Source organism: Microbacterium sp. CIAB417 (genome assembly GCF_022788845.1).
In genome coordinates, this window is the sequence record NZ_JAHZUT010000004.1 from 168,489 (window position 1) to 179,498 (window position 11,010).

General features: G+C 71.1%; 12 protein-coding genes. 7 read left to right on the forward strand and 5 right to left on the reverse strand.

What is annotated here, in order from left to right:
* Positions 1 to 47 precede the first annotated feature (47 nt).
* Complete coding sequence (locus KYX17_RS18200) at positions 48 to 1,547, forward strand: hypothetical protein (RefSeq protein ID WP_243228373.1); 1,500 nt, start codon at positions 48 to 50, stop codon at positions 1,545 to 1,547.
* Positions 1,548 to 1,566: 19 nt separating this feature from the next.
* Here KYX17_RS18200 and KYX17_RS18205 read toward each other — a convergent pair whose 3' ends face one another.
* Entirely contained in the window at positions 1,567 to 2,622 is a 1,056-nt protein-coding gene (locus tag KYX17_RS18205) for a LacI family DNA-binding transcriptional regulator (protein ID WP_243228374.1), read from the reverse strand.
* 59 nt (positions 2,623 to 2,681) lie between these two features.
* On the opposite strand from KYX17_RS18205, the gene KYX17_RS18210 reads away from it, so the two are divergent.
* A complete protein-coding gene (locus tag KYX17_RS18210) occupies positions 2,682 to 3,908 on the forward strand; it encodes an MFS transporter (protein WP_243228375.1) in 1,227 nt (408 codons plus the stop codon).
* A gap of 6 nt (positions 3,909 to 3,914) precedes the next feature.
* On the opposite strand, the gene KYX17_RS18215 is transcribed toward KYX17_RS18210, so the two are convergent.
* Positions 3,915 to 4,616, reverse strand: coding sequence for a response regulator (locus KYX17_RS18215; RefSeq protein ID WP_374208969.1), 702 nt, complete (start codon positions 4,614 to 4,616; stop codon positions 3,915 to 3,917).
* The gene (locus KYX17_RS18220; protein WP_243228377.1) at positions 4,574 to 5,752 is read right to left on the reverse strand and encodes a sensor histidine kinase; all 1,179 of its coding nucleotides are present in this window, start codon (positions 5,750 to 5,752) and stop codon (positions 4,574 to 4,576) included. The genes KYX17_RS18215 and KYX17_RS18220 overlap by 43 nt, the downstream gene beginning before the upstream one ends.
* Positions 5,753 to 5,869: 117 nt before the next feature.
* Between KYX17_RS18220 and KYX17_RS18225 the strand changes: the two genes are divergently transcribed.
* The 3 genes from KYX17_RS18225 to KYX17_RS18235 are packed head-to-tail and all read left to right on the forward strand — an operon-like array spanning position 5,870 to position 8,098.
* Positions 5,870 to 6,655, forward strand: a complete 786-nt coding sequence (locus KYX17_RS18225; protein ID WP_243228378.1) for a GAP family protein — start codon at positions 5,870 to 5,872, stop codon at positions 6,653 to 6,655.
* 38 nt (positions 6,656 to 6,693) lie between these two features.
* Positions 6,694 to 7,389 (forward strand): endonuclease NucS, encoded by a 696-nt coding sequence (gene nucS / locus KYX17_RS18230; RefSeq protein ID WP_243228379.1) that lies wholly within the window; start codon positions 6,694 to 6,696, stop codon positions 7,387 to 7,389.
* Between the two features lie 40 nt (positions 7,390 to 7,429).
* Positions 7,430 to 8,098, forward strand: coding sequence for an HAD hydrolase-like protein (locus KYX17_RS18235; RefSeq protein ID WP_243228380.1), 669 nt, complete (start codon positions 7,430 to 7,432; stop codon positions 8,096 to 8,098).
* A gap of 108 nt (positions 8,099 to 8,206) precedes the next feature.
* Here KYX17_RS18235 and KYX17_RS18240 read toward each other — a convergent pair whose 3' ends face one another.
* On the reverse strand, positions 8,207 to 8,413 hold the full coding sequence (locus tag KYX17_RS18240) for a cold-shock protein (protein ID WP_136034351.1): 207 nt from the start codon (positions 8,411 to 8,413) through the stop codon (positions 8,207 to 8,209).
* 701 nt (positions 8,414 to 9,114) lie between these two features.
* On the opposite strand from KYX17_RS18240, the gene KYX17_RS18245 reads away from it, so the two are divergent.
* Positions 9,115 to 9,288: a CsbD family protein gene (locus tag KYX17_RS18245; protein ID WP_243228381.1), complete on the forward strand. Its 174-nt coding sequence runs from the start codon at positions 9,115 to 9,117 to the stop codon at positions 9,286 to 9,288.
* Between the two features lie 23 nt (positions 9,289 to 9,311).
* Complete coding sequence (locus KYX17_RS18250) at positions 9,312 to 10,382, forward strand: YbdK family carboxylate-amine ligase (RefSeq protein ID WP_243228382.1); 1,071 nt, start codon at positions 9,312 to 9,314, stop codon at positions 10,380 to 10,382.
* Positions 10,383 to 10,412: 30 nt separating this feature from the next.
* Here KYX17_RS18250 and KYX17_RS18255 read toward each other — a convergent pair whose 3' ends face one another.
* Positions 10,413 to 10,973: a small multidrug efflux protein gene (locus tag KYX17_RS18255; protein ID WP_243228383.1), complete on the reverse strand. Its 561-nt coding sequence runs from the start codon at positions 10,971 to 10,973 to the stop codon at positions 10,413 to 10,415.
* Between the last annotated feature and the right edge of the window lie 37 nt (positions 10,974 to 11,010).

Consider the following 11,010-nt stretch of genomic DNA (forward strand, 5'->3'; position numbering starts at 1 on the left):
CTCCCGCTCTGATCGCGACCACAGGCGGTGATGGAAGAGTGGATGCCGTGAGACACGGGTGGGTGCGCGAGGTCGCGGGATGGCTTTCAGCGGCGGCGATCGCCGTCATCGTCACGGGTCAGGTCGTCTCGACCGCGCGCGGGGAGCTCCTGCTGCGCGACGGGGACTCCCTCGTGGTGCCGATGTTCGTCCGTTCCGTGCTCGAGGGGCAGGGCTGGGACTGGGCGATGTCGACGGTGCTGTTCCTTCCGGAGTCGGCTCTTTTCGCATTGCTGCACCTCGTCCTGCCGATCGGCATCGACGCGGTGATGCTCGTCAACGCCGCCGTCAACGTGCTCGCGCTGTACGGAGCGATCCGGTTCGTGGCGGGCCGACGCGACGACGGCCGCGCACCCGTGGCCTGGTCGGTGATCGCGGTGGCGGTGTTCGGGCTCCTCGCCGTTACGGAGGTCTCGGCCTCCCGCGACTCCCTCGAGCTCGCCTCGCTGCTGCTCACGACCACGTACTACTCGGCGACCGTGATCGCCGTCGTCGTCTCGATCGGGATCGCGCGTCGCCTCTGCGACCGGCCGGGATCCCGCCGGGGCATGCTGATCGCCCTGGCGGCCGTGGCGGCCGTCGCCTCGCTCTCGAACCCGCTGTACCTGGTGTGGGCGACGGTCCCGCTGGGAGCGGTGCTCGGCTTCGCCGCCCTGCGCGAGAACGACCGCGCCCGGATGCTGTCGCTGCTGTGGTGGCTCCTGGGCGGAACGGCGGTGGGCCTTCTCGGTCGTATTCCGTTCTCGGCATGGATCGAGAACTCGGGGCTCGGGTACGCCCGGCCGCAGCTCTGGCCGGAGTCGGCGCAGTACTACGGCGACCTGCTCACGCAGCGCCTGTCGACGCCGCTGGGCTGGGTCGCCGCGGCCGTGATCGTGGCGCTGCTCGTCCTGGCGGTGCGACGGACGCTGCGCGCATCCTCGCGCGGTGAGCGGCTGGTCGCGGCATCCGCCTGGATGCTCCCCGTCCTCGTCGTGGTCGGTGCGATCGCCCTGGGGACGAACGCCGCCCGATACCTCGAGCCGGTCGTGTTCGCGCCGATCCTCGCTCTCGTCGCGGCTCCCCGCACCCTGCGGTTCTCCCCTGCCGTCCGCCGAACCGCGACCGCTGCCGCCGCCGTCCTGCTGCTCGTCGGGGCCGGCCTCAACGTGCCGCGCTCCGCGACCGCCGCCACCGCGCCCGACGCGGACCTGGCCTGCGTCACGGACTGGATCGACGAGTCCGGCCAGACCGGAGCGGGACAGTTCTGGACGGTGCGTCTGCCGAAGCTGCACCTCGCCGATCCGACGCAGCTCATCCAGGTCGATCACCGGCTGAACGGCTACTCCTGGCTCGTGAACCGCGCGGACTTCGACACCACGTCCGTGAGCTTCCTGCTCGCGGACGAGAAGACGCAGAGCTGGGAGGTGTCGCTCGGGACGATGGAGATCGACGTCGTGGACTGCGGGCGGTACACGATCTACGACCTCGCTCCCGAGGAGCTGCCCCTGGGTTTCCCGCACTCCTGACCCGCGGAGCCCGACGGAGTCAGCGCGCGGGCGCGGCCGTCGTGGTGCCGGCGCGGAACCAGCAGGTCAGATGCTGGGAGACCGCGGCCTCCCCGCGCAGCATGCGCGTCGCCTGCTCGCCGGCCGCACGGCCCTTGCGGGTCGCCGGCTGCACGGAGGTCGTGAGGATGTGCCGGCCGAGTCCGTCGACCGTGACCCCGTCGAAGCCCGTCACGCTGAGATCCTGAGGGACGCGCAGTCCGCGCTCCTCGGCGGCGCGGATGACCCCGGCGGCCAGCAGGTCGCTCTGCGCGAGCACGGCGGTCGGCCGGGACTCCTCGTCCGCGAGGAGCGCACGTCCGGCGATGAGCCCCTCGTCGATCGAGCTGTGCGCGGCCGACACGGCGGGCGCGTCGGGGAACACCTCCCGAATCCCGTCGAGGCGGTCGCGCGTGACGTCGACCGTCGCCGCGGCCAGGCGCTCCGGGGTGACCGGACCGCGCTCGCGCGCGCTGTCCAGGGCCAGGGTGAGCACCGCGACGTCGCGGTGGCCGAGTCCGTGGACATGCCGGGCGACGTCGCGCGCGGCATCCCTGTTGTCCAGCGTGATCCGGGGGATGTCCTCGCCAGCGTCTCCTTCGATGACGACCACGGGGATGCCGCGTCCGCGCACGATCTCGAGCGACCGACGGGTGCGGCCGGAGCATCCGATCAGGATGACGGCGTCGACCGGCGCGTTCGTCAGGTTCGCGCCCTCGGCGGCGGCGTCCTCACGCAGGAGGAGCACGGCCGCCCCCAGCTCAGCGAGTCCGTCCGTGATGCCGTCCATCATCGCGATCGTGACCGGGTCCAGGAAGACGGTGCGCACCGGTCCCTCCAGCACGACCGCCACGATCCCGCTGCGACCCGTCCGCAGCGATGCAGCGCGGGGGTCCGGTCCTGCGTAGCCGAGGGATGCCGCGGCCGCCAGCACGCGTTCGCGCGTGGCCTCCGCCACGTGGGCCTTGCCGCTGAACACCACGGATGCCGTGGACGGGGCCACACCGGCCGCGCGGGCGACGTCGGCGATGGTCGCGCGACGGGGAGCTGGGTCCATGCCTCCGAGGATACGCGGTCCGTTTCCGCAGATCGAATCGATTCGATACGCTGTGAAGCATGGATGCCCGGCTGACCCGATCCCAGTACGTGCGGTGGCGCAATGCGATCTTCGCGATCTTCCTCGCCAGCGGCGTCTCGATTGCGACCTGGGCCGCGCGCGTCCCCGACATCAAGACCGCGCTCGACATCGACAACGCCCAGATCGGGCTCCTCCTGCTCGGCATGGGAATCGCGTCGATCGTGGGCGTCTCGACGAGTCCCGCCGTCATGGCCAGGACCGGTGCGCGCCGGGGGATGCTCATGCTCCTCGTCATGCTCGCGGTCGGGATCGCCGTGGTGGGCCTGGGCGCCACCGTCCTCGGATCGTTCCCCGTGGTCATCGTCGGTCTCGTGCTGTTCGGGTTCGGGAACGGGTGTCTCGACGTCATGATGAACGTCGAGGCGACCGCCGTGGAGCAGCACGCCGGGAAGACGATCCTCCCGCTGTTCCACGCCTTCTTCAGCTTCGGCACGGTCATCGGCGCCGGTGCCGCGTGGGCGGCCACGCGGCTTCACGTCGAGGTGGCGCCGCATGCGGGCGTCATCGCCGTGCTGATCCTGGTCACGGCGTTCGTCTCCATCGCGAACGTCCCCAATCGCGACGAGGCCCTGGACCCCGCGCAACCGGGGGAGAAGCCCCATTGGCGCGAACGCATGCACACGGCACTGGAGGCCTGGCGCGAGCCGCGCACCTACGTGCTCGGCATCGTCATCCTCGGCATGGCCTTCGCGGAGGGCGGCGCGAACGACTGGCTGGCGCTCGGCGTCTCCGAGGATCACGGGTTCGGCGCCCAGAACGGTGCGGCAGCGCTCACCGTCTTCTCCGTCGCGATGACGACGGTCCGCGTGTTCGGCGGTCCGCTGGTCGACCGCTTCGGTCGCGTGCTCGTGCTGCGCATCCTCGCGGTCTCGGCCGCCGGCGGCATCCTGCTGTTCATCCTCGCCCCGAACCTGCCGCTCGTGTTCGTCGGTGCGGCGCTGTGGGGTGTCGGGGCCTCGCTCGGCTTCCCGCTGGGCATGTCCGCCGCCGCCGACGATCCGGCCAAGGCCGCGGCGCGCGTGAGCGCCGCAGCGACGATCGGCTACGCAGCGTTCCTGTGCGGTCCGCCGGTGCTCGGCCTCATCAGCGAGCACATCGGCCTGCTGAACACGCTGTTCATCCTGGTGGCGCTCGTCGCGGCATCCGGTCTCGCCTCGGGAGCGGCGCGTCCGCTCACCGCTTCCCAGAAGACCGCCGTGCGCTGACGCGGCTCACCGGTCGCCGGGGATGCTCACGGCGCCCGAGCGCACGAGGGCCGCGGCGTGCGAACGGCTGCGCGCGCCGAGCTTCGCCAGCACGTTGGAGACGTGGGTCTTCACGGTCGGGACCGAGATCCCGAGCCGCTGAGCGAGTTGCGCGTTCGACAGTCCGCTCTGGATGCCGTCGAGCACCTCGCGCTCGCGGGCGGTGAGCTCGACCTCGACGCCCGGTTCGGCCGTGTCGGTGGGGGCCGCGGAGACGATCGCGGCGAGCGCGCGCCGGGTCACGCGCGGGTCCAGCATGCCGTGCCCCGCGGCGACGGCACGCACGGCCTGCACGAGCGTGGGCGCATCGGCCGTCTTGAGCAGGAATCCGGCCGCTCCCGCGGCGAGCGCTCCCATCACGAGGTCGTCCTCGTCGAAGCTCGTCAGCACGAGGACGTCGGCCAGGCCGCGCTCGACGATCTCCCGCGTCGCGGAGACGCCGTCGCGACCCGGCATCCGCAGGTCCATGAGCACCACGTCCGGGCGCAGAGCCGCCGCGTTGCGCACCGCGACGTCGCCGTCGGCGGCCTCGCCGACGACCTCGATTCCGTGCGTCTCGAGCATGATGCGCAGGCCCTCGCGGATCGCACCGTGATCATCGGCCAGCAGCACGCGCACCGACGCCGTCACGACCGCGCCTCCTCGGGGATCGAAGCCTGCACGGACCATCCCCCGGGGACGGGCCCGGCGGAGAAGGTGCCCTCGAGGGCACGGACCCGCTCGCCCAGCATGCTCAGCCCCCAGCCGGATCCCTGCGCACCGGGGCGAGGCCGGCCGCCGCGGGACTCGACCGACACCCGCACCTCTCCGGGCTCTCGCGCGACCGCGACGTCGACAGCGGAACCCGCGGCGTGACGTTCGCAGTTCGCGAGACCTTCGCGCACGACCCGCAGTACGGCCTGCTCGACGGGGGCCGAGAGACCGCGCGGCGCCTCGCCGGCCGTGACGGACAGCCCGCAACGGCGCGCCGACTCGACGGCCCGATCCCAGTCGGCGGCCCCGAGGGGCGCGACGAGCTCGGCGTCGCCGTCGCGCAGGACGGTGATCATCGTGCGCAGGGCGGAGTGGGCGTCGAGCCCGGCATCCCGCACCGCCTGCAGAGCCGCGCGATCGGCGTGCGCATCCGCGGGGATCGACAGCGCGGCCTCCGACCTGATGGCCATGGCCAGCACGTGACCGGCGACCGTGTCGTGCAGTTCGCGCGCCATGGACTCCCGTTCGCGGCGCACGGCGACCTCCTGGTCCCGCGCCGCCTGCCTCTCCACCTCCTGAGCGCGCAGCCGGTGGAGCTCGGCGAGCTCGTGCGCCTGCGACACGGCCACCGCCCACCAGTAGTCGGTGCCGAAGATGGCGCCGAACTGCACGGCGATCACGAAGGCCGTCGGCAGGTCCGCACGGGTGGCGAACAGGGCCGCGACGAACAGCACGACCACGGCGCCGATGAGACAGCCCGCGAGGATGCCGCGCATGCGCGGGCTCGCGAGGAAGACCGCGGTCCACAGCACGTCGAGCAGGACCAGCAGGGTCCCGATGCCGCCCACCGTGAGCACGTCCCCGATGAACAGGAGCGCCACGAGAACGAGGACGAGCATCGGATGCCGGCGCTTGGCGAGCGCGAGGGCGCACGCCGGGAGGGCGAAGGCCAGCGCCCACCACGGGGACAGTTCGATGCCGGGGAGGGTGAACGGCCCCCAGATCCCGCGGAACCCGAACGCCGCGAAGATGACGCCGAGCAGCGCCATCGCGAGGGGATCCAGCAACCATCGGTGCCGGAGATACGCCGCCCCGGCGCGCGATCGGCTCATCCCCTCCATCACCCCATGCAATCACGCCCGCCCGCCCGTCACATCCGACCAAGGGATGAGTGCCCATCGCGACCTTCGCCCGATCCGCCCGCGACGGCGTGACAGGACGCTGGACGCATGGAGATCTTCGCCGGAGCCCCGCTGCTGCTGTCGCTCGCCGTGCTCGCACTCGTGGACAGCCTCAGCATCGGCACGCTGCTCATCCCGCTCTTCCTGCTGCTCGCGCCGGGGCGGGTGCGGGTCGGGCGCGTGCTGCTGTACCTCGTCACGATCGCGGGCTTCTATCTCGTCGTCGGACTTCTGTTCCTGTGGGGTCTCGTGAACGTCGTCGACGTCGCCGCGGAGATGCTGTCCTCTCCGGCGGGGGCCGCAGTCCGGCTCGTGGTCGGTGCAGGGCTGCTCGTCGGGTCGTTCCTCATCCCGACGTCCTCGAAGCAGAAGGTCCCGGCGGGGCCGACGACAGCAGGCGAGGTCGGATCCGAGTCCGCGACCGCGGACCCGGCCGGGCAAGGACGCATCGCACGCTGGCGCGCACGCCTGCTCGCCCCCGACGTCACGCGGTGGGCGATCGTCTCGGTGGCGATCGCCGCCGGGGTCGTCGAGGTGGCCACCATGGTGCCGTACATCGTCGGGATGACGATGCTCGCCGACTCCGGAGTGGACACCTCGGTCCGCGTGCTCGCTCTCGTGGGCTACTGCCTGGTGATGATCGTGCCCGCGCTGATGCTGCTGCTGGTCCGCGTCGTCGCCGCCCGCGCGATCGCCGGTCCGCTCGAGCGCCTCGCCGCCTGGATGCAGCGCACCGCGGGGGAGACGACCGCATGGATCATCGGCATCCTCGGCTTCCTCATCGCCAGGGCCGCCGCCACGGAGCTGGGACTGTTCGAGTTCCTCGGAGGGTGAGGCGCCGAGCGCGCCGCCGGGACGGTTAGGCTCGTCGGGTGCGTCTCGTCATCGCCCGCTGCTCGGTCGACTACTCCGGCCGTCTCAACGCCCATCTGCCCCTCGCCACGCGCCTGCTGGTGCACAAGGGCGACGGCAGCCTGCTCGTGCACTCCGACGGCGGCAGCTACAAGCCGCTGAACTGGATGAGCCCGCCGTGCTCGCTCGCGACCGAGGCCCCGGGCGAGGAGGAGTCCACCGCCGGCGTCGTCGAGGTCTGGCGCGTCACGCACAAGAAGACCGGGGATGCGCTGCGGGTGCAGATCTACGAGATCCTGCACGACACGAACCACGACCTCGGGATCGACCCCGGCCTGCAGAAGGACGGCGTCGAGGCCGACCTGCAGCGCCTGCTCGCCGAGCAGGTCGAGCTCCTCGGCGAGGGCACGACGCTCGTGCGCCGCGAGTATCCGACCGCGATCGGCCCTGTGGACCTGATGGTCCGGGATGCCGCGGGCGCCGCGGTCGCGGTCGAGGTGAAGCGCCGCGGCGACATCGACGGCGTCGAGCAGCTCACGCGCTATCTCGAACTCCTGGGGCGCGACCCGCACCTCGCCCCCGTCGCCGGAGTTTTCGCCGCGCAGGAGATCAAGCCGCAGGCCCGAGTGCTCGCCGAGGACCGCGGCATCCGCTGCCTCGTCCTGGACTACGACGAGATGAAGGGCATCGAGTCCGGCGTCCCCCGCCTGTTCTGACGGTCGGGGCGCGCCCTCCGGCGCACCTAGGCTTGGAAGCATGCCCCACTCCCCGTACTCCTGCGTGCTGTGGGACGTCGACGGCACGATCGTGGATGCCTCCGTCGGCATCCTGCGCCGCCTGACCGTCGCGCTCACGCACTTCGGTCACCCCGCCCCCACCTACGAGCAGCTCACGCACTGGATCGGACCGCCGATGTTCCAGTCGTTCCAGGACCAGGCGGGGATGACCCCGGAGCAGTCCCGGGAAGCCGTGGCGTTCTACCGCACGCTCGGCAAGGCAGATGGCTACACCACCGATGTGGTCACCTACCCGGGGGTCGCGGAGCTGATCCGCGAACTGCATGCCGACGGCATCCCGCAGGCGACGGCCAGCTCCAAGCCCGAGATGCAGGTCGACGCGCTCGTCGACCACTTCGGTCTGCGGGCGTCCTTCCTCACCACGGTCGGCGCGACACCCGATGAGGCCACGCTCGCGTCCAAGACCGACATCGTGGCGGAGGCGCTGCGGCGCCTCGACGAGCGCGGGGCGGACGTGTCACGACCTGTGCTGATCGGCGACCGTCATCACGACGTCGAGGGCGGCGCCGCGAACGGCGTGCCGGTCATCTTCGTCGAGTGGGGCTTCAGCGACCCGGTCGAGGGGGATGACGCGGCGTTCCGCGCCGCGAACGTCGGCGAACTGCGGAGCCTGCTGCTCACGCCGTGACGCGCGGCCCCGGAAAGACACCGGCTCGGCCAGCCCTCAGAAGCACAGAACTCCCCGCCGGATGCGCGGATCTGCGCACCGGTCGGGGAGCTCTGTGAAGATTCGCCCTCAGAGGGGGCGGATGTTCTCGGCCTGCAGGCCCTTGGGGCCTTGCGCCACATCGAACTCGACGCGCTGGTTCTCGTCGAGCGAGCGGTAGCCGGAGGACTGGATGGCGGAGTAGTGCGCGAACACGTCGGCGCCTCCGTCGTCAGGGGAGATGAAGCCGAAGCCCTTCTCCGAGTTGAACCACTTGACCGTGCCCTGGGTGCTCATGTACTGCCGTTCTGCTGGGTAGAAAGCCGACGCAGGATGCACCGACACGGCTAACGCTAGTGGAGCACGGCGTTCGCGGAAACGGCCAGCGCGAAGAAGGTAACCCAAATGTTGCATGCGCGTCATGCGCCGGCATCCGAAGCGGCGGCAGGAACGGAAGTGGCCCCCATCGCGGGGGGAGCGATGAGGGCCAGAAGACGACCGGAGGGTGCGTCGGATACAGCCTAACCCGAAATCCGGAAACTTGTCCCCCATTTGGGGGACAAATCTGGAAAATCGTGGGATGATGTCTCGATAGCGGCCCCCTCGAATAGCCCATTGGGGACTGAACTACTCGAGGGGGCCCAATCGCATGTGAGGATCGTCCGGCTCTGGGGAGAACCAACCGTCTTCTGGGGTGAGACGGTGACGATCGATCCCCGTTCACATGCACCTTCACCATAGGGGAGGGTGAGTGGCCGCGTCCATGGTCTCGGACCACGGATCGCGGCCCGTGAAGGTGGGGGAGGACCCGTCCGGGTCGCAGGTTCCGGGAGGAGATAGGCGCACAGCGCGGATGCCGCATCCGCCGCCCATCTCCCCCGAAACCGCGAGCTTTCCGCCCGCCCGGCGCCGATAACCGCTGAGGCCGTGTGCGTCAACCCCGTCGACCTGGAGCACCGCTCGGCGCAGAGTGGGTCATCCGAACGAAGGAGGATGACATGGGAATCGACGACAAGGCCAAGAACGCCGCCGAGAAGGTGGCCGGGCACGTCAAGGAGACGGCCGGCAAGGTGACCGACGACGAGACGCTCGAGGCGGAGGGTCGCGCACAGCAGGCGAAGGCCGATGTGAAGCAGGCTGCCGAGAACGTCAAGGACGCGGTCAAGGACTAGTCCCGCTGCACCGGCGGTGAGCCATGACACGTTTCGGGGTCGAGGAGGAGTACTTCTTCCTCGACCCCGACTCTCTCGCCCCGGTCCCCGCGGCCGCGCGAGCGAAACGCGCCCTCGGGGATGCCGAGATCGCCGGCGCCTTCACGAGCGAGTTCCTCACCTGCCAGCTCGAGTACGCCACCTCTCCTGCGCAGACGCTGATGCAGGCGCGCGAGCAGATCACCGCGGCCCGCGCAGCGATCGCGGAGTTCGCCCGCGAGGACGGTTGCGCCCTCGGGCCGGTCGGAACGCCCTTCGGGACGGGTGATGCGCACATCTCTCCGACGACGCGCTACCGGGACATCGCCCGCTGGCTCGCCGACATCGCCGGCGGACATCACGTCTGCGGGCTGCACGTGCACGTCGAGATCGACGACCCCGAAGACCGTGTCCGTGCGCTGAACCGCCTGCGCCCCTGGCTTCCCGTGCTGCTCGCCCTGGCCGGCAACTCGCCGTTCTGGCACTCGCGCATCACCGGCTACCGCAGCTGGCGCACGGTCCTCATGCGGCGGCTGCCGACCATGGGCTGCCCTCCCCTGTTCCGCGATCACGCGCACTACCGCCATCATCTCGAGGAGCTGATCCGTGTGCGCGCCGCGCCGGACGCGGCGTCCCTCGCATGGGCGGCGCGCCTGTCGGAGCGGTTCCCGACCGTCGAGGTCCGCGTGTTCGACTCCCAGCTCGATCCGGACGACGCGCTCCTGCTGGCCGCCCTGACCCGCGCGATCCTGACGACGGAGCAGGATGCCGGGACCACCCTCGACACCGATCTCATCGACGCCACGCTCTGGATGGCGGCGCGCGAGGGACTGAACGCCGCCCTGATCGATCCGTCCACCGGGGAGGTCTCCAACGCCCGGATGCTCCTCCAGGAACTGATGCGGCTCATCGAGCCTCAGCTGGAGCGGACCGGCGACACCGCGTTCGTCCGCGAGCGGATCGCGCACATCCGATCGGCCGGCACGGGCGCGGAGCGGCAGCTCGCGGCGCTGCGGGCCGGGGGAGTGTCCGGCCTCGCGCGGCTCCTCGGAGCACGCGCAGTGCGGGTGGCGTGACGCCACCCGCCCTGCGCTTCCGCCGGTCGATCAGGCCACGGCGTGGATCACGCCGGTCAGGATCAGCGTGATGAGGGTCGTCCAGCCGACGATCGCCACGCCCTGCCAGATGAGGATGCGGGCCTTGCCGATGCCGCCGGCCGCGAGCATCGTGGCGGTGAACTGCGTGGGGAGCAGCAGGGGGCCGAGCAGGCTGACTCCGGGAACGCCGTAGCGCTCCAGCGCCCGCTGAAACTTCGCGCGCCGCGCGGCCTTGCGCTCGCTCTCCTCCGGCTCGTCGACCGGCACGGTGACGGTCGCCCCCGAGCCGCCCACCGCGACGGCCTCGCGGGCCTGCACCTTCGCGCGGTGCCGGGTGACGACCGCATTGCGCGCTCCGGCGCTGATGAAGACGAGCACCGCGACGCAGACGAAGTTGCCGACGATGGCCGCGATGGCGGCGATCACCGGGGGGATGCCGCCGATGATCCCGATGGCAGCGGCGCCCTCACCCTCGATGAACGGCACCGCACCGGCCGCGGCCACGATCAGCGGCTGGATGAACTCGGGCACCTGGGCGACGAGGTTCTGGAAGGTCTCGATGAGGTTCATGTCCTGCTCCTGTGGTTGTCCGCGGCGGCCCTTCCGC

Bases quoted from the DNA above. Each gene is read 5' to 3' on its own strand.
- KYX17_RS18215 (WP_374208969.1), bottom strand. From the start codon at position 4,616: ATGGTCCGTGCAGGCTTCGATCCCCGAGGAGGCGCGGTCGTGACGGCG.
- KYX17_RS18210 (WP_243228375.1), top strand. From the start codon at position 2,682: ATGGATGCCCGGCTGACCCGATCCCAGTACGTGCGGTGGCGCAATGCG.
- KYX17_RS18250 (WP_243228382.1), top strand. From the start codon at position 9,312: ATGACACGTTTCGGGGTCGAGGAGGAGTACTTCTTCCTCGACCCCGAC.
- KYX17_RS18235 (WP_243228380.1), top strand. From the start codon at position 7,430: ATGCCCCACTCCCCGTACTCCTGCGTGCTGTGGGACGTCGACGGCACG.
- KYX17_RS18220 (WP_243228377.1), bottom strand. From the start codon at position 5,752: ATGAGCCGATCGCGCGCCGGGGCGGCGTATCTCCGGCACCGATGGTTG.
- KYX17_RS18205 (WP_243228374.1), bottom strand. From the start codon at position 2,622: ATGGACCCAGCTCCCCGTCGCGCGACCATCGCCGACGTCGCCCGCGCG.
- KYX17_RS18245 (WP_243228381.1), top strand. From the start codon at position 9,115: ATGGGAATCGACGACAAGGCCAAGAACGCCGCCGAGAAGGTGGCCGGG.
- KYX17_RS18225 (WP_243228378.1), top strand. From the start codon at position 5,870: ATGGAGATCTTCGCCGGAGCCCCGCTGCTGCTGTCGCTCGCCGTGCTC.
- KYX17_RS18255 (WP_243228383.1), bottom strand. From the start codon at position 10,973: ATGAACCTCATCGAGACCTTCCAGAACCTCGTCGCCCAGGTGCCCGAG.
- KYX17_RS18240 (WP_136034351.1), bottom strand. From the start codon at position 8,413: ATGAGCACCCAGGGCACGGTCAAGTGGTTCAACTCGGAGAAGGGCTTC.